General features: G+C 68.8%; 23 protein-coding genes and 1 pseudogene. 5 read left to right on the top strand and 19 right to left on the bottom strand.

Annotation, left to right across the window (positions count from 1 at the left end; genetic code table 11):
- Positions 1-82: 82 nt before the first annotated feature.
- The 9 genes and pseudogenes from ABZ858_RS00270 to ABZ858_RS00230 form a co-directional block, all read right to left on the bottom strand.
- Entirely contained in the window at positions 83-877 is a 795-nt protein-coding gene (locus ABZ858_RS00270; RefSeq protein WP_361370250.1) for a class II aldolase/adducin family protein, read from the bottom strand.
- Positions 874-1572 carry a hypothetical protein gene (locus tag ABZ858_RS00265; RefSeq protein ID WP_361370247.1) on the bottom strand — a complete coding sequence of 233 codons (699 nt, stop codon included), beginning with the start codon at positions 1570-1572 and terminating at the stop codon, positions 874-876. The genes ABZ858_RS00270 and ABZ858_RS00265 overlap by 4 nt, the downstream gene beginning before the upstream one ends.
- On the bottom strand, positions 1569-2690 hold the full coding sequence (locus ABZ858_RS00260) for a glycosyltransferase family 4 protein (protein WP_361370244.1): 1122 nt from the start codon (positions 2688-2690) through the stop codon (positions 1569-1571). The genes ABZ858_RS00265 and ABZ858_RS00260 overlap by 4 nt, the downstream gene beginning before the upstream one ends.
- 328 nt (positions 2691-3018) lie before the next feature.
- Positions 3019-3177 (bottom strand): annotated as a pseudogene (locus tag ABZ858_RS00255) (helix-turn-helix domain-containing protein); the annotation flags it as partial.
- Between the two features lie 294 nt (positions 3178-3471).
- On the bottom strand, positions 3472-3912 hold the full coding sequence (locus tag ABZ858_RS00250; protein WP_361370241.1) for a DUF6082 family protein: 441 nt from the start codon (positions 3910-3912) through the stop codon (positions 3472-3474).
- 175 nt (positions 3913-4087) lie between these two features.
- On the bottom strand, positions 4088-4696 hold the full coding sequence (locus tag ABZ858_RS00245; protein WP_361370239.1) for a class I SAM-dependent methyltransferase: 609 nt from the start codon (positions 4694-4696) through the stop codon (positions 4088-4090).
- Complete coding sequence (locus ABZ858_RS00240; protein WP_361370236.1) at positions 4693-5166, bottom strand: hypothetical protein; 474 nt, start codon at positions 5164-5166, stop codon at positions 4693-4695. Before ABZ858_RS00240 ends, ABZ858_RS00245 begins: the two co-directional genes overlap by 4 nt.
- 107 nt (positions 5167-5273) lie before the next feature.
- Entirely contained in the window at positions 5274-5855 is a 582-nt protein-coding gene (locus tag ABZ858_RS00235) for a hypothetical protein (protein ID WP_361370233.1), read from the bottom strand.
- A complete protein-coding gene (locus ABZ858_RS00230) occupies positions 5852-6190 on the bottom strand; it encodes a hypothetical protein (RefSeq protein ID WP_361370230.1) in 339 nt (112 codons plus the stop codon). The genes ABZ858_RS00235 and ABZ858_RS00230 overlap by 4 nt, the downstream gene beginning before the upstream one ends.
- Before the next feature lie 505 nt (positions 6191-6695).
- Between ABZ858_RS00230 and ABZ858_RS00225 the strand changes: the two genes are divergently transcribed.
- Positions 6696-8024: a DNA-binding protein gene (locus tag ABZ858_RS00225; RefSeq protein ID WP_361370227.1), complete on the top strand. Its 1329-nt coding sequence runs from the start codon at positions 6696-6698 to the stop codon at positions 8022-8024.
- Between the two features lies 1 nt (position 8025).
- On the opposite strand, the gene ABZ858_RS00220 is transcribed toward ABZ858_RS00225, so the two are convergent.
- The 7 genes from ABZ858_RS00220 to ABZ858_RS00190 form a co-directional block, all read right to left on the bottom strand.
- Entirely contained in the window at positions 8026-9039 is a 1014-nt protein-coding gene (locus ABZ858_RS00220; protein ID WP_361370224.1) for an NAD-dependent epimerase/dehydratase family protein, read from the bottom strand.
- A 43-nt stretch (positions 9040-9082) separates the two neighbouring features.
- Positions 9083-9901 carry a hypothetical protein gene (locus tag ABZ858_RS00215; RefSeq protein ID WP_361370221.1) on the bottom strand — a complete coding sequence of 273 codons (819 nt, stop codon included), beginning with the start codon at positions 9899-9901 and terminating at the stop codon, positions 9083-9085.
- Positions 9902-9908: 7 nt separating this feature from the next.
- On the bottom strand, positions 9909-10235 hold the full coding sequence (locus ABZ858_RS00210) for a hypothetical protein (protein ID WP_361370219.1): 327 nt from the start codon (positions 10233-10235) through the stop codon (positions 9909-9911).
- Between the two features lie 69 nt (positions 10236-10304).
- The gene (locus ABZ858_RS00205) at positions 10305-10574 is read right to left on the bottom strand and encodes a hypothetical protein (protein ID WP_361370217.1); all 270 of its coding nucleotides are present in this window, start codon (positions 10572-10574) and stop codon (positions 10305-10307) included.
- Positions 10574-11629: a major capsid protein gene (locus tag ABZ858_RS00200; protein ID WP_361370214.1), complete on the bottom strand. Its 1056-nt coding sequence runs from the start codon at positions 11627-11629 to the stop codon at positions 10574-10576. The genes ABZ858_RS00205 and ABZ858_RS00200 overlap by 1 nt, the downstream gene beginning before the upstream one ends.
- Before the next feature lie 13 nt (positions 11630-11642).
- Positions 11643-12062: a head decoration protein gene (locus ABZ858_RS00195; RefSeq protein ID WP_361370211.1), complete on the bottom strand. Its 420-nt coding sequence runs from the start codon at positions 12060-12062 to the stop codon at positions 11643-11645.
- Between the two features lie 144 nt (positions 12063-12206).
- Positions 12207-12887 (bottom strand): hypothetical protein, encoded by a 681-nt coding sequence (locus tag ABZ858_RS00190; protein ID WP_361370208.1) that lies wholly within the window; start codon positions 12885-12887, stop codon positions 12207-12209.
- A gap of 185 nt (positions 12888-13072) precedes the next feature.
- Between ABZ858_RS00190 and ABZ858_RS00185 the strand changes: the two genes are divergently transcribed.
- The 3 genes from ABZ858_RS00185 to ABZ858_RS00175 all read left to right on the top strand — a co-directional run bounded on the left by ABZ858_RS00185 (position 13073) and on the right by ABZ858_RS00175 (position 14486).
- Positions 13073-13279 (top strand): hypothetical protein, encoded by a 207-nt coding sequence (locus ABZ858_RS00185; RefSeq protein ID WP_361370205.1) that lies wholly within the window; start codon positions 13073-13075, stop codon positions 13277-13279.
- A complete protein-coding gene (locus tag ABZ858_RS00180; protein ID WP_361370202.1) occupies positions 13260-13679 on the top strand; it encodes a DUF6233 domain-containing protein in 420 nt (139 codons plus the stop codon). Before ABZ858_RS00185 ends, ABZ858_RS00180 begins: the two co-directional genes overlap by 20 nt.
- 87 nt (positions 13680-13766) lie before the next feature.
- A complete protein-coding gene (locus ABZ858_RS00175; protein WP_361370199.1) occupies positions 13767-14486 on the top strand; it encodes a hypothetical protein in 720 nt (239 codons plus the stop codon).
- A gap of 13 nt (positions 14487-14499) precedes the next feature.
- Here ABZ858_RS00175 and ABZ858_RS00170 read toward each other — a convergent pair whose 3' ends face one another.
- A complete protein-coding gene (locus ABZ858_RS00170; protein ID WP_361370196.1) occupies positions 14500-16338 on the bottom strand; it encodes a hypothetical protein in 1839 nt (612 codons plus the stop codon).
- A 407-nt stretch (positions 16339-16745) separates the two neighbouring features.
- Between ABZ858_RS00170 and ABZ858_RS00165 the strand changes: the two genes are divergently transcribed.
- Complete coding sequence (locus tag ABZ858_RS00165) at positions 16746-17756, top strand: hypothetical protein (RefSeq protein WP_361370193.1); 1011 nt, start codon at positions 16746-16748, stop codon at positions 17754-17756.
- A 98-nt stretch (positions 17757-17854) separates the two neighbouring features.
- Here ABZ858_RS00165 and ABZ858_RS00160 read toward each other — a convergent pair whose 3' ends face one another.
- Both ABZ858_RS00160 and ABZ858_RS00155 read right to left on the bottom strand, forming a co-directional pair.
- The gene (locus tag ABZ858_RS00160) at positions 17855-19393 is read right to left on the bottom strand and encodes a terminase family protein (RefSeq protein WP_361370190.1); all 1539 of its coding nucleotides are present in this window, start codon (positions 19391-19393) and stop codon (positions 17855-17857) included.
- Positions 19390-19926, bottom strand: coding sequence for a hypothetical protein (locus ABZ858_RS00155; protein ID WP_361370188.1), 537 nt, complete (start codon positions 19924-19926; stop codon positions 19390-19392). Before ABZ858_RS00155 ends, ABZ858_RS00160 begins: the two co-directional genes overlap by 4 nt.
- Between the last annotated feature and the right edge of the window lie 131 nt (positions 19927-20057).

The following is a 20057-nucleotide window of genomic DNA, read 5'->3' as shown; positions in this document are numbered from 1 at the left end:
CTCCCGGAGAGTGACGTTATTCATGTCGCGGTGTTTCCCGTCCCGTGTTTCGGCTGTTTCGACGGGATTGTCGCCAGTTTCTCTAGATCGAATCCCGCCCAGTGACATATGACGATACTGGTGTGGCGCTGGTTGCACCGTCATAGGTCTGCCGCTCGTGGCGATACAGGCGGTTCGGGTAGACCGCTCCCCCGGTGAGCTGGGCCTGGTACAGCGCGGTGCGGGCGGTCTCCTCCAGGCGCAGCATGAGGTCGACCGTCTCCTCGAGTTGCCGACCTACGGTGAACGCGCCGTGGCGGTAGAGGGTGAAGGCGAGACCGTGTCGCTCCAGCTCGTCGGCCCGCGGCGCGATGGCCTTCTGCAGTTGCGGCCGATACTCCAGAAGGTTGACGGCGGCGACCTCCGGCCGCTGCACCGTGCCCTCCGGCAAGTCGAGCGGAACGGGGTCGGCAATGAACCGGGCCTTCACCATGCTGTCGTTCGCGTGGAGACACGGGATGTGGCCGAAGGTGTCGGCGCGGTTGGTGACGCTGGGCACTGCCACGCCGAGCGAGGCGAAGGCGAGGCTGTAGGGGGCATGGGTGTGCACGAGGGCGCCGGCGCGAGGCAGCATCCGGTACAGATCCAGGTGGAGCGGGGTACCGGACGCGCCCAGGCCCCCGGTCTGCTCGATGATCGCCCCGTTGGAGGCGAGGACTATGAAGTCCCGCAGGCTCACCTTCCAGCGGTCGAATGCGAGCCGGGTGCAGGACATCAGGATGTTCCCGTCGGGCAGTCGCATGGACACGGCGCCGCCGGCCGGGTCGAGCAGCTTCCAGTCGAGCAGGTCAGTGATGGCGCTGACCAGGTGTCTGCGCTCGGTCGCGTAGCTCATCATGCGTGGCCTCCTGATGGTGTGGTTCGGGGGTCGGACCGGGGCACTCGGGAATCGGCCGGGACCCAGGCGGTGGCGACGGTGGCGTTCGCCTCCAACAGCGAGCGCGCGCCCACTACGGCACCGGGACCAACCGCGACGCGGGCCCCGGCCCGGACGTGGTCACCGATCACACCGGACCACTTCGGCTGTCCGGTACTGCGCCGTCGGCCGTCAGGCAGGACGAAGGAGATCGGTCTGTCCGGGTTGAGCATGTCGCTGTTGGTGATAAGGCAGGACGCGGTGAGGAAGTCTGCGGAGAAGTAGCAGTGGCGGCCGATCACGACGCACCCCAGGGTTGCCCGGTGCGACAGGATGCTGTGCTCGCCCACCAGGCTCCGCGATATCTCGCAGCCGTATCCGACGTGAACGTAGGACGAGAGCACCGTCCGGCCTCGTACCGTCGAATACTCGTGCACCCTCACACCCGGCCCGATCACCACGTCCTCGGCGACATTCGCCCGCGGGGACACGTAGGCGTCCGGGTCAATGGACGGCCTGCCGCCGAGCCCGGTGCGCACCAAGTCGTACACCGCGCCGGTGATGTCGCCTATGGACGCGATGGGCTTCTCGTCCAGAGCACCCGCGCCCAACTCCTTCAGGAAGGGGTCGTCGGACAGCCGCAGTACGTCACCCAGGAGCGGCCCGACATCGCTCACTGCGCGGCCACCAGCGGACGAGAGGTCGGGCGCTGGCCCAGCACGAGCGTCAGGAACTGGGTGGCGCACCGCCCCGGTGTGTACCACCCCTCCGCCAGGGCCCGAGCCGCCCAACCCATCGCGACCAGTCCCTCTCTGTCGAGAAGCGCGTCGGTGAGTGCCGCCACGAGGTCACCGGGGTCGTCGGGGTCGTAGACCATGCCGGTCAGTCCGTCGATGACGAGTTCCGGGCTGGCTCCCGCGTCGGGAACCAGGGAGGGGACCGCGGCGCCGGCGGCGTCGATGACGGCGCGTCCGAAACCTTCCTGCACGCTCGCGGTGGCCAGCAGGTCGTACTCCGCGAGCCGTTGGGGCAGGTCGGAGGCGTACCCCATGAAGCGGACGGGTGCGCTGAGTTCGCGCACCAGATGAACCAGCTCGTCTTGATGGGAGCCGGGTTCGCCGAAGATGTCCAGGCGCATGGCGGTGGACAGGCGTGGGTCGGCTGCGGCCAGTACGAGCTGGTCAACTCTCTTCCAGGGCACCGTGCGGGCGACGCTGGCCACCAGCAGCCTGCCCGTGGCCGGCCTGTTGCGAGCCGGGACGCTGACAGGGATGCTGACGCCGTTGTGGATGGTGGTCACGAACTGCGCCTGCGGGGCGTGGGTGCGCAGGGCGGCTGACGAAGCGTCCGAGATACCCACCCAAACCGGTACGTCGACCAACACCTCCCAGCAGAGTTCACTGATGGTGCGCTCGACCATGCAGCCCTCGTAGGGGTCGATCACCCGTAGCACTTGATCGGCGTTGACGACGTGCCGGACTACGGGGATGACCCGAGCACGGTGGGCGATCACCACGTCCGCCGCAGCCGTGCGGTGGTTCGAAATGACCACCACGGGGCGGCCATCGGGCGGTGTGCACAAGCCGGACAGCGTCCGCTGGTATTCCGGCCAGTCGGTGACCTCGTGGACCTGGGCCGTGCCGCAGTTCTCGGCGGACGGGCCGCCGTGCCGCCACCACACCACGTCCACGTCGGGCACCAGGCGGGCCAGGTTCCCCGCCAGCTCGGCAACGGAATGCTCCGCGCCGCCGCGGGCAGTCGTGACCCAGGTGAGGACAACACGCGGGACCATCATGGGTGCCTCCTTCAAGAAAGCGACCAAAGAGATGATGGGGTGCCCGATCGCTGGCTGACAGGAGCGGGCACATTGAGGAGTGTTCGATGCGGCTGCGACTGCCGCCGCGCAGTGTGGGCGCTGCCTGCGACTACGGGAGACCCGCCGGACCTGCGCCCCGGCTACGGCGAGGAGAGAACGGGCGAGCCCTCACGGCAGCCCGCACCCACCCGCAGCGTCACCGTTGGACTTGTGAGGAAGCGGCCTCGTCGTCGGCCTGCGCCTCGGTCACCACCTGCGTGCGGTCCTGCTCCGTTACCGGTACGGGCGAGCGATGCTGGAAGCCGCCTCCACCACGCTTGCGAATGGTAGTGCCGACCTCCTGAAGCAGAATCCGAACGAAGCTGTGAGACCAGCCCGTCTCCTCTGCGAGAGCGCGGAGCCCAGCTCCGGCTTCGTACTTCTCCCGCAGTTGCTCCCCGAGCTTCTGCCGCTCCGCCCCCGTCACTTTCTTAGGCCGGCCGGAAGGCCGGCGGTCACCTGCGTCACCAGGTGTGGCTGCCTGCATGTGGTGTAGTCCTCGTATCAGGTAAGGGTTGTCACGACAAGACGGTCCGGCGGCTGCCGTGCACCTGCTCGACGAGCGCGGCCAGGGGGGCCGGAACACCGCAGAACGCACGCTCGTCCAGGACGCGGTGGCCCCACATCACGCCGGCCTGGGGCTCTCACGCACAAACGCGGCAGGGCTGCCAGCTCGAAGAGGCATCGGCTCTCCACACGCCGGCGCCAGCCAGCAGATCGCTCAGGCTTCGGCCTTCTGCTGCCGGGTGAGGTGGTCGAACACCCCGTACATGATCTCGTTGAACCTCCGATCGATGCGGTCCTTGGCCCCCTCCTGGCGGAACGAACCGTTCTGCTCCCAGTACGAGCGGACGGACGGACGCTTCATCGAGGCGTGCGCCTGTACCCGGAGGTCGTCATCCTTGAGCAGCCCGACCCGGTACTTGGCGCTCAGGAAGGAGATCAGACGGTTGGCGTGGATGTGCTGGGCCGCCTCCTCGGGCGACAGACCCTCTCCCCATTCACCGCTGCTGAGGTGATCAGCGGCCGTGTCCCGGCAGTACGCCTGATGCAGCTCGGCGGCGTGAAGGACGAGCTGCCGGCGCGCCTGCCGCTCGGCCTGGACGATGCGGACCGCCCCGATGGCGGCGACGACGAGGATGGCGGTCGAGGTCCTGATCATGATGGCTTCTCCTAGTGAGTGGACGAACCCGGTGCCGGGGTGCGGAGGGAAGGGGGTCGCAGCCCGGCACCGGGCGTGGAATCCCTTCCGCCCCGGTGCGGCTGCGGCTACCGGTGCGGAAGGGCGCTGGGTGGTCACGGTGTCTGTGAGGCTTGCCGGTAGCTCTGGCGGTGCCTCAGCGGAGCAGCGGACCGTCGCGCAGGACGAGACCGACGAATCCGCCGTAGCCGTCCAGGCCATATGTCGTCACGTTCCAGTCGTCGCGCAGCGATTCGATCTGCGCCTCACGCAGGCCGCTGTGCTCGCATGCGGGCGGTATCAGGTCCGTGACGTGCGTCGAGATGTGTACGAGCCCGTTCGGCGCCAGCCAGTGGCGCGCGCGAGCGAGGAGGTGGACCCAGTCCATGAACTCCAGACTGAGCCTGGCGACCACGATGTCGACCGAGCCCGGCTCCAGGTCGGCTGGCGGCCTGCCGGTGTCGAAGTCGTGCACGCGGAAGTCGAGCAGGTCTGCCAGGTCCGAGTGCGCGGTCCGCGCCTCCTCGATCGCGACCCTGCTGAAGTCGTAGCCGGTCACACTCAGGCCCCAGCTCGCGAGATGCGCGGACAAGTGGCCCCGACCACAGCCGACGTCGATCGCGCGCATACCCGAAGTGGCGCCGGTGTAGGCGCGGAGCATCTGCCGCTCGAACTCGCTGGGCGGCTCAACCTGGAAGCCAGCCCTGTACAGGCTGTCCCAGTAATCGGGCCTGTATCGCTCCTTCAGGAAGGTGACACTGTTCATGCGGGCTCCTGGTCGCTGGGGACCTCCCGGCCCGGCCGGCAGTCCGCCAGGCTCGACAGGTCGATGGGCAGGAACGCGAGGAAGATGCGGTGCTCGAACAGGTCGGTCAGTACGCGCTCGTACACTTCCGCATCCGTTGTGATCGCCGGCCGAGCGATGGCGAGGATGCCGTGCGCGAAGCCCTCCCGAGCGAACCTGCGAGCGGCACAGAAGCCGCTGCGCTGTTCGACAGGCGGAGCAGAGCCTTCATCAGCGAACGACGTAGAGGTGAGCCGCAAGCCGGCCGCGTCCGCATACCGCGCGATCAAGGCGAGATCCGCGCGGCGCTCGTCCCCCGAGGTGGCGAGTGCGTACGGAGCGACCTTCACCTGGCGCCCACTGCGCTCGATCGCCTCGGTGAGCTGGAGCATGTAGTCCCGCCGCAGATGCTCCAAGCCGTCCCATCGGACTGGGGTGTTGTGAGGAAGCACGTCACGTTCCTTGGTTGAAATTCCGGCAGCCCGCCCGTGATCGGGGGCTGACGGCCGGAAGCCGAGACCGCGTGCGGCGAACAGGTGACGCCCACCGCACGCGAAGATCAGATGGCGTTCAGCGCCGAGCTGAGCAGCGTCTCGTGCGGCACCGGGCCTGGCTGGAACTGCGCGAGCAGGTTCCGTAGCGGGCCTGGGGGAATCAGGCGGTCGCTGCGCATGCGCCTCAGCCAGAACGCCCCCGGCGGGTCGGACTGGTGCATGGAGGGAAGTGTCAGCTGATGAGGTGCGCCGAGACATGATGCGAACCGATGGGGCTCCCAGCAGTCGGCCGTCCCCGGTGGCACGAGCCAGATGAGCCAGCCCCGCTCGGGGTCTTCGATGACCGGGCCGCAGGCGTCCGGAGAGTCGCCGGACGTCCGCTGAACCTCGTCCAGCACTGTCACGATGCCGTGCGCCTCAGCGCCGCTCGCGGTGACCACCACGTCGAAGTACCCGCCGCCCAAGGGGAGGGTGAGCTGCCGGCCGTTGGTCAGGTTCATGAGGTGGCGAACGCGCTCGGCCAGAGAGGTCATGTCGGCGGCTGGCTCGCGAGGAGCACTCAACTGGGTGCCGTTGAAGGCCGCTGCCGGGGCCGGACGCGGCTCTGCCACCTTGGATGCGCGTCGAGGAAGCTGTGTGGTCGTCACGCGGCGCCGCCTCCCCAGGTACCCGGAAGGCCCGGAAGAATTTTCGCCTGCACGGTCTTACCGCGCACTGCCCCGTCCTCGTCCAGCAACATGTGCCGCTCGACCCTGGCCCGATGCGACAGCACGACACCCAGGCCGGACTTCACACGGCGGGCGTTCGACAGGACGTCTACGAAGCGCGGGAAGGAGGGGTCGGCGTCGTCTACTTGCACCAGCAGTTCGTTGGTCTCCGGGTTCACCGTGAGCCGGAGCATCACGCATCCGTCGACGAACGGCCTCCCGTGCCTGCCCGCGTTGTCGGTGAGCTCGGCCGCCACTCGGGCCGCCGCTTCCACGTCCCCACTCCAGTGAGACACCGTCAGCCGCATCCGCGTTCGGCTCCGCGTCGCCGGGCGGATGGTTGTGTCCGCCTGAAGTGCGAAGCTCCACGTCATGGGGCCATGACCCACCGGTTGCGGGGCCGTGAGGTCCGTGGTGGAACTCACCAGGCGGAGTAAGGAGGGGGGTGCGGGCATCCCGGCCTCCGGCGCTGCTGCGCCGGTGGCCGGGATGCGTTGCTGCGTTCGCGGGTTCACGGGGGACTCCCAGTCGGCAGTGTGCTTGATCGGGCACTCTCAGCGAGGGTGTTGATCAGCGTGAACCTGCACGGGGTGACAGCGCCATGTCGGCGGGGGGCCATCTGCTCGGCCCTTTCGGGTGCCACGGGCCACCTGTCGGCCACCCAAGTGCCAGACACTATCTATGTGTTGCACTGGAGAGGAACGGCGGTATCCCCTTCCAAGGGGTCAACCAACCCGTAGGCGGTCCAACGCTGGGCCAAGCTCACCCACTGGGGGCGACGTGAGTGCACACCACCCTCCGAAGACCCTGCTGAAGCAGCTCTGCGACGAGCGCGGCCTAGACGTTCCCAAGCTGATCAAGCAGTTCGATCAGAAGGCTGACCAGGTCGTTGGCAAGGGTGCCAACAACCCGACCTGTAGCGAGCGGACGGCCAAACGCTGGCGGGCAGGAGGCGTCAACCCCTCCTCTCTGTCCACGGACACCCGCCTCGTTCTGGAGAGCCTGTTCGGCCGGCCGATCGCTGACCTGTTCGCGCCACCACCGCAGATCGATCCCCATGCACCCTCGTTCGACCTGGAGCAAGAGATCAACATGACCGCCCGTGACGCTCAGGAAGACGCCAGCGCGACGGCCGCTGCGTCCATCTCCGACACCAACCTCGACCAGCTCACCGACGACGTCGTGGCACTCGCCCGCGACTACGCCTCCATCGCGCCGACCCAGGCGTTCCACCGCGGCCAGGCGCTGAAACTCCAGCTCCAGGATCAGCGCGACCGCACCCAGGTTCCGGCTCAGCAACAGCGACTGCTGGAACTCCTTGGCCAGACGACGGCCCTGTTGGCCACGAGTGCCTTCAACCTCGGGTCGTTCGACGCCTCCCGCCGGCTCGCGCGTTCCGCCGACCTCTACGGAGAGGCCGCACGGTGCGAGCCTCTGCGAGCGTACTGCGACGGCATCCTCGCCTATGTCTGCTACTTCACCGGGATGCCCGGTGAGGCAGCCGCCAAGGCGCGCCGTGCCCAAACGTACAGCGGCCTGGGTGACGTGGCTCGTCGCCGCCTCCTCGCCATCGAGGCCCGCGCGCACGGCTACCTCGGAGACGTCGACTCCGCGCAGCGCGCCGTCAGGCTCTCCGAAGGAGTCGAAAGCGGGGCTCGTGACAGCCTGCACGATGATGTCGCCGGAGAGTTCGGGTTCAGCATGGAGCGGCTCGCCATGTCCAGCAGCTCCACCGCACTGCTGATCGGCGACGCCGCCCAGGCCGAGCAGTCCGCGCGGAGGGCTCTCCACCTCATCGAGATGCGGCCGACTACGGCACGTTCCGCTCACGTCCTGGGCAGCGCATCCGCTGACCTGGCGATGGCACACCTGCTCGACGGGAACGTGGAGGCCGCGTCCGAAGCTCTCACACCCCTGTGGGACATTCCGGCCGACCAACGCGTGACCGGCGTCCTCGTGCGAACCGGCCAGATCCAGCACTACCTGACGCGACCGGTGTTTCGCGGGTCCGCGGTTCCCACTGAACTGCGTGACCGAGTGGAGGACTTCACCCGCAGCGCGGCCACGCATCAGCTCACCGCCCCGGCGCTGCTCCAGTTGGAAGCCTGACTCAGGCCAACGAGGCGAGGATCTTCTCTTCCTTCGCCTCAGCGATCCCGTGCTCCGCCCACCTCGGGTGGTCCACGGGACGCCCATCGGCGGCCCACCACAGCCAGGTGTCTCGCACGGTCTCAGCGACCGGCCGACACCGCAGTCCCGCCTCCACCGCCCGGCTGGAATCAACGGCCCACACCCCGGCATGCGTACGCCACAGTGGCAGCTCCGTCCACTGTGTGACGCCCTGGTCCAGCAGGACGGCAGGCTCGACCCACACGGGTGCTCCGGCACCGCCCGTCTCTGCGAGGCAAGCCTCCAGGAAATGGCGGAACGTGATCCCCTCGGGGTGAGCCACGTTGAAGCCGCCGCTCAGCGAGCTGGCAGCCTGATCGAGGGCGAAGGTCGCCACGTCGCGCACGTCGACGGGCTGGATGCGCTGCTCGGCCGGCGCCGGAGCGAGGATTCGTCCGCCCCTCTTGGCTCGCTCCAGCCACCAGGGCAGTCGGCCTACGTACTCCCCTGGCCCCAGGATGACGCCCGGACGCAGAAGTACGGCGTCGTCGCCGTACACCTCGGTCACGGCAGCCTCGCCGCCCGCCTTCTGGAATCCGTACTTGGTGGGCGAGCCGTCCTCACCGGTGTGGCCGTACGAATCATCAGCGTCGGGAGGACAGTCGAGCAGCGGAGACGCCTCGGTGAGCGGCTGGTGCGGCCACCCCTGGTAGACGGACACGGTGGAGATGTGTACCCAGCGCCGCGCAGCCGGCCGAAGCGCCGTAACGGCGGCAAGGACGTCGCGCGGGGGAAAGTCGCTGCTCGACGTGTCGATCACGGCGTCCCACGGCCCCTGTCCGGCGAGGCGTTCCAGGTCTGCACGGTTTGTTCGATCGCCGTGTACCGGCTCGACCCCGTTCACGTCTCCGGACCGCCCGCGGTTGAAGGTGGTGACCGCCCACCCCCTCTTCAACGCAGCGTCCACAATGTGCTTGCCCAGAAACCAGCTACCACCCAGCACCAGAATCTTCATGAGTCGATCCTGCCGTACGGGAAGCCGGCAGGGGACGCTGATCTCAGACTGAGTCCCGGACGTCCGGACGGGGGCCGAAGGCCCGGCGGCACCGCGGGTGAGAGATGGGCCAGTCGGCTGCCTCCGCGATCGAACGCACAGTGCCGCTCGCCTTGTCAGGGTCCTGGTGGCTGGTCCATCCGCACCCGATCCCGTCGAATATCTCCACGTACTCGACGCCCGACTCGCGTGTCCGGTTGAGGGTGCCGGCGTTGTAGGCGACCGCACTCTTGGCCAGGGTGGCGGCCTCAGCCCATGCGCGCACGGGAACGCGGGCCCCATTCCGGTAGACCACGTGCGTCAGCCTGTGCTCGGTGGCCAGTCGAGCCGCGAGGTTCTTGGCGGTCTGCTTCGCCGTCACATTCCCGGTGGTCAGAATAGGTACCTCGCGCCGCGCGACCTGCCGGACTGCGCGGTAGAACTGGCTGGCCATCCGCTCGGCCTCCTCGGAGCGGCGCAGGAAGTCCGCGTACGAGTCGGCGGCGAGCGACTGTAGGGCGTCACGATGGAACGTCGTCCAAGTGAAGGTCGTGCCCAGGGACTCGGCGGCCTGCCGCCCACCCTCTTCGTACAGGTGCGTGAGCTGCCGCTGCACGAACTGCTGGGCCTCCTGATCGACTCGCCGGCGGAAGTCGCGGATGGCCCGCTTGAACTCCTCCAAGGCGGCCACGGTGTAGGGCGCACGCGAGTCGGCCGCCAACCTGACGATCACCTCGCGCTGCTTGACGGCCAGGCGCTGCCAGGCGTCCTCGAGTACGGCCGCGACGCGGCGTGCGATCGCTTCCGGGTCACCGGGGACCAGCGGTGGCCACTCGTACGGCATGGTGGCTCTACCTCGTCCGTCGTGTCGGCAGCAGCGGGGCCGTAACCAGATCGGCGCTCGCTTCTCCCACTGCGGGGTCGTCTGGTGCGACCAGATCAGCGAGGCCAGCGATCTGGCGCTCCACCCCCGTGAGGTTGTTGGTCTGGTCGATGGTGACCACCCCGTCGACCGTCATACGCAACGGCTCAGCGAGGAGCGCGGCTCGACGCTCGGCCAAGACCTCCGCTGCGACTTCGCGCGCCCGCCCCAGGCGGGCGTAGCGCGTGGTGAGGTCCTGCTGGTCAGTGGTGGGGCCGAGCTGCGCACGCAGCCAGGCAAGAAGGGTCGGGTCCATGAAGGCTCCTGGATCACCGTGGCCCGCCCCCGCTGCATCTGGCGGAGGCGGGCTGCTGCGGCTCGCGGACTACTCGCTGGTCTCGGCGGTCTTCCGCTGCCGCCGCGGCGTCGGCGGCTCGGCCGCCGGCTCAGCGCCGGCGCTCGCGCCCGGCTCCGGCTCCGGCTCCGGCTCCGGCTCCGGCTGATCGTCCGAGGCGGCGTCGTCCTCCTCCCAGGCGTGCGGGTTGGTGATCTCGGCGGCCAAGTCCTCGTCAGGCTCGTATCCCGGCTCCAGCACCACCCACTCGTGCGAGACGGGGTGTCGTACGTGCACCGCGGCGGCGAGTCGGCGTCCCATCAGATCACCTTCGCCACGATGTGAGCATCCGGCGTGTGCAGCACCGGCATGCCGACAGCCGCGCCCTTGGTCCAGATCTGAACGGGATCGTCCTGGGCACCACGGGTGATGATGATGCCCGGCCGGTCCTCCTTCGTGATCTCCGGGTTCGTGCCGCGCGACAGGGCCAGGCCCTCGGCGGTCACACCGAAGATCGTCTGCCCCCACTTCGTGCGGTCCGGCGGCAGCATGATCCACCGGTCCTCCGGGAGAACCTTGGTCTGCACACCGTCGACTCGCACCTGGCCCTTGTAGAAGGTGATCGGGGGCAGGCCGTAGTTGTCGCGTACGACGTTGATCTGCTGCGGCGTGAGCGTGGCGGTCGGCGTGTTCGAGGGGTTCACCGAGCCGTAGTAGGCCGCCCTGTAGGCGTTGTTCGCTGCGAGGAACGAGAACGCCTTGCGGCTGGTGACCACCAGCTCCGGGAAGGGCGCTCCGCGGTCATCCAGGTACTGAATCCACCCCAGCTCGTCCCTGATCGGGTCGGAGGTGGGGTCCGACCAGAGCTTCGGCACGGTCGGCAGGTTGCCCGCCGGCACGCCCCAGTCGACCTCGGTGGTCAGACCGTTCTCCGCGACGAGCGAGAACTTGCCGTCGACCAGGACGTCGCCCCAGGCCAGCTCGACACGAGAGCGGATGGCCTCGACGTGCCGCTCGGTGTCGTCGTACAGCAGGTCGATCAGCCGGTCCTCGTCCGCGCCGCGGGACGCCTCCAGCAGGATCTGCTCCTGCTCACCGACGAGCAGCTTCTGCCCGAGCGGCGGCAGCATGCCCTCGCGGGTGGTCTGCCATGCCTCGCGGGACGCGAACGGCACGCTGGCGTCGAAGGCCCGGTACTTCGCGACGTTGACGTAGCGCCCGTTGTCCTTGACCCGCCACTTCACCTCGTCCTGCTCCAGCGTGGGGATGATCCCGCCGTCCTTGGTGAGCAGGTGGTCCGCCTTGGACGGGATGGCGCGGGCGAAGGAGGTCAGGTCGCGAGCGGCGACGTTCTTGATCAGGTCCTGGATGGTCATCGTCGGCCGCCTCTCACACGTACCGGATCTGCGGGCCGGTCACCGAGGTAGCGACCTTGGTGGGATCGATGCCGCCGGGCACCTTCGAGGCGACGACCACGCCGTGCCACAGCAGTGCGGCGGGGACCTTGGTCGCGGACGGCGCGAACAGCGCCTCAGCGAAGACGTGGCCCGCGAGGTTCTGGCGGCCGTCGTTCGCCGTCGGGTCGAAGGCTCCGTACAAGCCGCTGGCGGTGATCTTGCCGACGGGCACGCCGGACAGAACCCGGCTGTACGGCTGGCTGGTGTCGGCCGACGCGGCGGTGTGGGTACCGGCGGTCAGCTTGGAGACGTCGAGCGTGATGGTCTCGGTGGAGTCGGTGCCGTGCAGCGACGCGAGCCAGGCCCGGTCGGCGGTGTACGACGTCGACGTGGTGATGGGCTGGAGTGTCACAGCCGTCCTCCCGTGGACGTGAAGCGAGAATTCGCGCGCTCACCTGGTGGTGGCGCCGTCCACGGGAGGTGTGAGGGGCGTGGTCCCCGTGTCCGGCTGTCCCGCCGGTGGGGTCATGGCGTGCGCCACGACGTCGCTGGATCGTCAGTCGGTGATGAAGCCCCGGCGCCGCGCCATCGCGAGACCGGCAGCGCCGGGCTTGGGCGGCACTCCTCCGCGCGACGGCGGGCCGCCGGCGGGTGAGCCGCCGGGGGCGGGGGGAGTGGCGGCGCGGGCTCCGAACAGCTCCGGCCGCCGTTCCTTCAGCTGCTCGGCCGCGGCGGCGACCGCGTCCTCGTCGGCGTCGGGCTGATCGGCCAGCGCGCGGTCGATCAGGAGAACCGCGTCGCTGAGGTCGTCCCCGGTCGCGCCGAATCCCGCGAGCGCGGAGCGCCGGACGGCTGCGCGTTCCCGGGCGGCAGCCTGCGCCTCGCGCGCCTCGGCGGCCCGCAGCTTCTCCTCGGCGGCCTGCTCCCGGCGCTCGATCTCCGTCAGCGCGGCTTGGTCGGCCTCGCGTTTGGTAGTGACGAACTGGGACAGCGCCTCGGAGTTGTCGAAGCCCAGCTCGCCCAGCAGCTTCTTGACGGCGGCGCGACCGCCCTGGGTCTTCTCTCGGGCCAGCAGCCGCGAAAGGTCCTCCTGCGTGACCGCGCCGACGCCTGCCTCGTCGTCCTCGGGCTTGTTCGAGTCGTCCTCGGGTGAGGCTCCGAGAATCGGGAAGATGGGTCGGCCGTCACGGCGGTACCCGACCGGTACGAGTGGGTTGGGAAGCCAGGGGCGCGTCATGCGTGAACCATCCACAGATCTCCAGCGCCCCCGCGCCGATGATCAGTCTAGCCAGCAACTGCGGTAGCCCGGATTCAGCCGCTCGGCCCTCCGTGCCCGGTGGTCACCTGCCGACCGCTGGGCCCGGCCTTGACCTGGCGGAGATCGACGTGCACGCAAAATCGAACACGTGATTGAATCCGGCCATGCGGCCGATTCCCGTTGACCTACTTCACGCGCAGCAGCAGTGGCACGCCACCTACCGCCAGCTCGCCGTACACCCGCGCACCGCACTGCGCCAGCAGCTCATCCGCCTCTCGGCGGAGGTGCTGTTCCACCCGTACTGGCAGGGTCGGCGCACCGGCCCGTGGGCGGCGCTGCACGGTGCACGTCATGGCCGCTCTGCCACCTGACCCACCGCGCCTCCGGGCGATCCTGGCGTACCTCGACCGTCAGATCACGGAGCATGAGGTCGTCGGCATCTACCTGCGTCTCCAGCGGGACGCCGTACGGAAGGCCCTCGGGCAGGCCGAGCAGCCGCCGGAGCATCAGCGTCGCGGGCGGAAGGTGAAAGGCGGCGGCCCGGTCCCCGCTCTCGCCCGGCCGTCGTCGACGACCGGCTACGTGGTCCAGCAGAAGCGGACCCCCGGCGGGCCCGAGCCTGCGCTGATCCACCTGGCCGACTGCTCGATGATTCAGGGGACTCCGCACCCGATCCGCCCCGACGAGGCGCAATCTGCTCTGACCGATCCGACGATCGAGCCCTGCGGGTTCTGCCGGCCGGACACCTCACTGGGGATCGACCTCGCCTGATCACGCTCCGCGCCGCAAGCTGCCGCCGAGCCAGGGAGACGTTGATCATTCTGGACGGGGACCGACGGCCGGCTGGAGAATCCGGCCATGCTTCTTGCGGATCTCGTCATGCTCGCGGCGTCAACGGACAAGCCGAGCCCTGCGCCCTCCCCCTCCTGGACGGACACGGCCCTCAAGACGGTGCCGATCGCCGCGATCACCACCGCCGCCTTCACCCTGGGCCTCGCCACGCTCATCGCTCAGCGGCAGGAGCGCGGCAAGCGTCGAGCCGCCGACTTGGACAACCTCAAATCCACCGTCCTCCTGTTCCGGTCGCACCTGGTGCACCACCGATCCCGAGCGGCCGTACGGCAACGGTACGACGTGGACTTCCTGCCGGATCCTGTGATCGAGAACTTCGTGGAGGAGGTGGTCAACAGCGCCCTCAGTCAGCCCGGATGGCGGCAGTGGCTGATCCGCCGCGCCATGGCCCGGATCGCCGGCGACATGCGGGTGCGCATGGCCGAGGAGATCGGTTTGGCCACGGCGAGGTTCAAGAACTCCGAGACGGCCGACGACGCCCAGAAGCGGCAGGATGCCCGGTTGGGCTGGCACCAGCAGAACTACGTCGTCACCGGTCTCGTGGACGTCTCCGGCGTCCTGGGCCGGCTCAGCCAGAGCCCGCACCTGCGTGAGCTGCACGACACGGCGCTGAGGGAGGTCGATGGCCTGCTGCGGGCGGTCGGTATCGCGCGGCTGGGCCTGCGAGGTAGGCGTCCGCTCCCGGACGCCGACTCTCTTCCCGATCCCGACTACAGCACCCGCTGACCGGGCGTCGAGACTACTGCTCGTCTGCCATCGGCGGGTGCTCCGCCAGCGGAATCTTCGGTATCTCCGGTTCGGCTGCGGGCAGTCCGAGGAACTCGCGGACGGCTGCGTTGTCGCCCGTGGCGTCGGCAAGGCGGGCCGCAGCCTCGAAGGCCCTGGTCTGGATGCGGGTGATCTCCTCCTGGGCGTCATCGATCGGATACCCGGCGTCGATCAGCATCCGGACGCCGGTCTCGACGGACAGGACCCCGGCGCCGACGCCCTTCACCACCTCGTCAAGGACCGCTGCCCGGTCGGTCGGGGTGTGTGGCCCCCACATCAGGCGGGCGGGCAGCGACTCCCCTGCGGGCCAGCCCTCGGCCTGCCCGGCTTGGTGAAGTCGCTGGACCATGCGCAGCAGGATGGCGTACTTGTGAGTCCGGGCCAGCCGCATGGCGGCGACGAGGGTGTCCAGCGGTCCGAGGGCGAGTTGCAGGGCGTAGCCGGATGGCAGCGCGGTCGGGTCGAGGGTGCCGAGGCCGGCGGCCGTAAGCCGCGAGTTCGCGGCGATCCGGTCGAGGACGTGGTCCACGCGGGCGCGCAGCTCCGCCAGCTGGGCGGAGGTGTCCAAGACGTCCATGCGCCCGTTCTCGTTGAGCTGCCACACCGTTCCGGCCCGGACCTTGACCGGGAGCGGCTGGCCGGTGGCGCGGTCGATGGGCAGCCGGGCGCCGGCCAGGCCGATGATCGGGGAGCCGGTGGTGGCGGAGGCGCCCGAGCTGTCCGTATCGGTCGCGGCCAGCTCGTCCAGGGCCTGGAGGACGGTGGCGACGGTCGGCTTCCCCCAGTGCTCCCCGCTGGCCGGGATGGAGTTCGTGACGTGGACGAGCGGGATGAAGTCCACCATCAGGTCGAGTCGATCGAGCACTTCCCCGTCCGACCGGACACGGTAGGTGGCCTTGTGCATGGGCAGGTCGTACAGGATGTCGGCGTGCTTGAGGTCGTCCAGTTCCCATTCGGCGTCGGTGAGGTAGCACGTCCACGGCGTCGGCCGGCCGGGAGCCCACGGGTAGTTGCGGGTGATGCTGCCGCTGTCCTGGTCGAGAGTGTCGCCCTCCACGAGGACAGGCGTGCCGTCCTCGGCGTAGACGTACTCGCGCACCGGGCTGCCGTCCTTAGCGGTGCCGCGCTTGCTCGCCGGGCCGATGGGCGCCAGTTCGTAGGTGACGCGGCGAAGCCTCGCCTTCCGCCCTCGCCGCTCGTCCTCCGGCAGCTCCCACGCCAGGTGCACGCGCATCGGGTACTCGGCACCGTCCTGCTCACCGTCCTCGGGCCACTCCGGGAAGTAGAGGCCCGGGTCCCAGGTTCGCAGCAGGACGCGGCCCTTGCCCGGGTCCCAGGCCAGGCTGTAGACGGCGTCGCCCAGGAGGATCGCGGTGCGCTCGGCCTGCTGTACACGCAGGGGCAGCAGTTCCTTCTCCGCCCACTTCCTCAGAAGGTCCTGGACGGCCAACGCCGCGGCGGCCTCGTCTGTCGGCTTGTCGTCGGCGTGCTCCGCGCCGGCGACCGTGATGGTCTGCTCGGAGCCGAGGAGGTAGCCGAGCGCGGTGTCCACGAGCTTCGAGGCGTCACCGAGTTCGCGCCGTTCTGTTCCGGCGGGGTCATCTCCGGTAGTCGCGGCGACCTGGCCAGCCTGGTTGGAGTCGTAGGCGGCCAGCAGCCGGTAGGCGGCCAGGCGGCGCAGATCCTCATCCGGCACCCAGGACGAGGTCAACTCCGCCCAGGCGTTTCGGCCCGGTCGGCGCGGGTCGGCCATGACCGGCTTGTAGTCCAGCCAGCTCCAGGCGTCGGTGATCAGCTCGCGCAGGCGCACGGTGCCCCTCCAGGCAGTCGGCCCCGCGCCGCGTGATCAGGTTACGTGCCCTCGCGACGGTGCCCGTAGCGGCTCAGACATCCATTCGACTGTGCTGCTCCGGCGGAGACGACACGGGTTCAGCGGTGCGCGCAGCCACATCACTCGTTCGTCGGCGACGGCGCACGCACCGGATCAACCAACCACCGCCGGCCACGAGCCCTGTTGCAAGGAGAGACCCGATCGTCTCGCTCAGCGCACTCTGGCCAATGGCATCCCAGGGCAACGCGAACACCAACATGACTACCGTCCCTCCGGTCGACAACGTGTCACCAACGAGCCTGGGTTGGCGCCGGAAGGCTCGGACGCGCATGGACGGAAGGCGCTATCGTCGGACAGTATCGGACGGAATCGGACAGGCGGGGGACATGGCGAGCTTGAAGCGACCAGAGCTGACTGATGGGCCGAAGAAGGAGCTGAACGCCGCGCTCCACGATCTGCACCTGCGAGCGGGGCTGCCGTCCGTGCGTGAGCTCGTCGCGTGGATGGGAGGCGGAAGCGTTGCGGGAAGGAGCAGGGTCCACGACGCCTTCTCCAGCCCGCGTTTGCCTGCTTGGGGACTCGTTCAGATCCTCACCGAGGCCCTGGTAAGCAAGATCCCCGGCGCAGATGCGAAACAGGAGGAACTGCGTTTTCATCAACTGTGGATAGCCGCGTCAGGACAAAGGTCTCAGGAAAGCGCAAGGGTTAGGGCACCAATGTCGCACCAAGTGCCGGCGCATGTTAAGCCGCAGGTACTCCCCACACAGTCCACTCTCGCCATGAGAGTCGAATGGGCAGCACCCGCTGGACTTGATATAGAGACCCGGAGGAGCATCCGGGAATACGTTGGCAGATCCCTTGATGATATCGGCTGGCCCGCTAAGGGGGAGCATCGAAGAGACGGGAGCGCAGGCTCAGTCATCGTGGTCAACCAGGGACATGAACATCCCAGCCTGACCGCCGCAACGTTTCTGGCGACGTTGGACGCCGCGCAGGACCAGGCTCGAAGGTTTTACGGCTCGCATGCTGCCGCGCTCAGATTCATGGCCTACTTTAATCGAGAGGCCCAAAGTCCCCATGAAGCCGTCGACGTACTGAATGACCTCTGGACGTCTCCCGATGTCAATTACTTGTGGAATCTGCAGAAATTTCCCGGGGGCTGGCGACCCGAGAATGACGTGAACTACCCGCAGGAAGCGGCGGACTCCCGGACCGAACTGGTTTCTGCCGTGCTGTGCGGACTCCCCATTCAGGGATACTTCGCCGGCGATTGGGCTCCTGGTAGCGATTACGTGCCCTTCTCCTCCGTGCCGCCGGGGACCAGCGACGGCCGCCTCGCAGAGGCATCGGTACGCGTTTCGAACACGACTGATCCGTGGGGCCACCGCCCCTACTGATAGGGCCTCACCGATGGATCTCCGCGCTCGTAGCAGCATTGCGTGCCAAAGTGGGGGCCGTTTCCTCTTGGGGCCGTTTCCGGCGCGCGGGACACGGCTCAGCGGCGACCGTCGAAACGGTCGTCATCGATGTCCTGCGGCAGGGTGTCGAGCTGGTCGGGGTCGGCTAGTTCGGTCAGTCCGTGCACGGCCGCGTCCATACGGTCCGGACTGTCCATTCCCTCGACCCAGGTGACCATCTGATCCTCCAGCTCCTTGTACTCACCGACGTGGTGAACGAGCTGCTGTTCGTAGAGCTGGGCCACGGGTGCCGCTCGGAGACGCTTGCCGACCTTGGCGGTGACCTCCAGGATCATCGGCATGAGCAAGCCCCTGGTGGCACCCTGCCGGCGTAGCTGCTCCCACGCCTGAGCGACCACTTGCTTCGCCATGTCGCCGCCGTAGTTCTTCTCCACCACGATGGCGTCGGCCTTGAGTTCCAGGGCGAGGCGGCAGGCGGCCAGCCCCCAGTCGTTCGCGCCCATGGACCCCGACCGGTCGGCCAGGACGTACAGCTGCCGGTCGAAGTCGCGGCCGACGCCGATGATGCCGGTCTCGTCGCCAACGGTGGACTCCCCGCCCGCGGGGTCGACGGCCACGACAACGCGCGCCATGTCCAGGCCGGAGAACTGGATCGCGTTGATACGGGCGGTGTCGATCCACTCGCGCTTCCAGACGCCTCCCTCTGGCGGCCTCGGCTTCTGCATGTAGAGGGCGCCCCACACGCGCTCACCGACGCGTTTGCGAGTCCGGGCGTGGTGAGCGGCGTCGAACCGCTCGGGCCACAGTGGCTCTCCGGGTGCACGGCCGAGCGGGTCTTCTGGGCTGTCGGCCAGGGCGGGCAGGTCGATGACGCGCCAGGCGTCCCGCTCGGTGGCCAGAATCCGGCCGGCGAGATCGTCCTCGTGCCAGCGGGTCTGGATCAAGCAGATCGCGCCGGTCGGTTCGAGACGGGTCTGTATGACGGAGGTCCACCAGTCCCAGGCGCGCTTGCGCATGGTCGGTGAGTCCGCGTCGGCCATGTCCTTGACGGGGTCGTCCACGATGGCGATGTGGGCACCGCGTCCGGTGAGGCCACCACCGATGCCCGCAGCGAGGAGCCCGCCTTCGCCGCCGACGATGTCGAAGCGGTTGGCGGCCTTACTGCCGGGCGCGAGCTGGATGCCGAGGTCGTCACCCCAGGTGTAGATGGCGTCCCTGATCCACCGGCCGTGGTCGTCGGCCAGGTCGGCGGAGTAGCTGGCGATCATCATGCGGTGGCCGGGGTTGCGCCGGAGATACCAGAGCGGTGCCCAGCGCGAGGCGCGTCGGCTCTTCCCGTGCCGCGGGGGCATCGTGAGCATGACGCGGTCGCATCGTCCCTCGGCCATGTCGATGAATGCCTGGTCGATGAGGTCGAGGTGTGGCGCCTGCATCTCCCGCCCGCGGGTGAGGACGGCGGCGAGCGCGCCTGGCGAGCGGTCCATGGCGAGCTGGCGTTCCGCCCGGGCCAGTTCCGCACGCAGGGCTGGCGACGCGGACTGGATGATGGCACGGCGCTGGGCGGGCGCGAGCGTCTTGTACCGGGCGATGACGCTGGCATGGTCGCGCGGCCTCATCCGGCGTCTGGGTCGGTGAGCTGGATCAGGGCGTCGAGTTCGTCGGTGGTGACGTTCTCGATCTGGACCGCTCCCCCGTCGGCGCCCGTCAGTTCGGTGCGTACGGGCATGTCGAGGCCGAGGAGGCGAGCCCGGCGCTCCATGATGCGGAGGGTGCGGTCGACGGCAGCGAGGTCCTGGTCGCGGACGGCCTTCTTGTAGGCGACGAAGAACAGCCGGTCGAGCCGGTCAGCCTCCAGGGCGCGCAGCTCGTCAACGTCGTCGTTCAGCTCGGCGCGACGGTCGGCCAGGGCGGCGCGGACGTCGCGGCAGGCAGCATGGATCAGTGCCTCGTCGCTCGGAGGCTCCTGGTTCTTCCGGTACCGCTCGATGCCGTACCCCTGGGGGTAGGCGATGCCATCGCTGTTGGCCGCCGGGTCGGCCGCGAGCTTGCGGGCGATGGTGAGCCAATCCACGCCGGCGAGGCGTAGGTCGATGGCGTCCGAGCGGCGGCGCGCGATGGCCGCACGCGCGGCTTTGTCGGGGCGTCCCACGGCGGGGTCCTTCACAGCTCGGGTGCGCCCCCGCGCCCCACTTCATGATCGCACTCTCAGAAAGGCGTCGAACTTCCGACGTCCTCCCGAGAGCAAGGGCCACCGTTCTAGGCTCAGTTGCTCTAGAGTGT

The sequence above is a fragment of the Streptomyces sp. NPDC047017 genome (genome assembly GCF_040644175.1).
Classification (GTDB): domain Bacteria; phylum Actinomycetota; class Actinomycetes; order Streptomycetales; family Streptomycetaceae; genus Streptomyces.
Note: the sequence above shows the minus strand (reverse complement) of the source record. Positions and strands in the feature narration are given on the sequence as shown.

Coding starts and splice junctions, on each gene's coding strand:
- ABZ858_RS00190 (WP_361370208.1), bottom strand. CDS start 12,887: ATGACGCGCCCCTGGCTTCCCAACCCACTCGTACCGGTCGGGTACCGC.
- ABZ858_RS00270 (WP_361370250.1), bottom strand. CDS start 877: ATGATGAGCTACGCGACCGAGCGCAGACACCTGGTCAGCGCCATCACT.
- ABZ858_RS00180 (WP_361370202.1), top strand. CDS start 13,260: ATGGCCGCTCTGCCACCTGACCCACCGCGCCTCCGGGCGATCCTGGCG.
- ABZ858_RS00260 (WP_361370244.1), bottom strand. CDS start 2,690: ATGATGGTCCCGCGTGTTGTCCTCACCTGGGTCACGACTGCCCGCGGC.
- ABZ858_RS00205 (WP_361370217.1), bottom strand. CDS start 10,574: ATGGGACGCCGACTCGCCGCCGCGGTGCACGTACGACACCCCGTCTCG.
- ABZ858_RS00185 (WP_361370205.1), top strand. CDS start 13,073: ATGCGGCCGATTCCCGTTGACCTACTTCACGCGCAGCAGCAGTGGCAC.
- ABZ858_RS00165 (WP_361370193.1), top strand. CDS start 16,746: ATGGCGAGCTTGAAGCGACCAGAGCTGACTGATGGGCCGAAGAAGGAG.
- ABZ858_RS00245 (WP_361370239.1), bottom strand. CDS start 4,696: ATGAACAGTGTCACCTTCCTGAAGGAGCGATACAGGCCCGATTACTGG.
- ABZ858_RS00210 (WP_361370219.1), bottom strand. CDS start 10,235: ATGGACCCGACCCTTCTTGCCTGGCTGCGTGCGCAGCTCGGCCCCACC.
- ABZ858_RS00220 (WP_361370224.1), bottom strand. CDS start 9,039: ATGAAGATTCTGGTGCTGGGTGGTAGCTGGTTTCTGGGCAAGCACATT.
- ABZ858_RS00250 (WP_361370241.1), bottom strand. CDS start 3,912: ATGATCAGGACCTCGACCGCCATCCTCGTCGTCGCCGCCATCGGGGCG.
- ABZ858_RS00175 (WP_361370199.1), top strand. CDS start 13,767: ATGCTTCTTGCGGATCTCGTCATGCTCGCGGCGTCAACGGACAAGCCG.
- ABZ858_RS00160 (WP_361370190.1), bottom strand. CDS start 19,393: ATGAGGCCGCGCGACCATGCCAGCGTCATCGCCCGGTACAAGACGCTC.
- ABZ858_RS00215 (WP_361370221.1), bottom strand. CDS start 9,901: ATGCCGTACGAGTGGCCACCGCTGGTCCCCGGTGACCCGGAAGCGATC.
- ABZ858_RS00200 (WP_361370214.1), bottom strand. CDS start 11,629: ATGACCATCCAGGACCTGATCAAGAACGTCGCCGCTCGCGACCTGACC.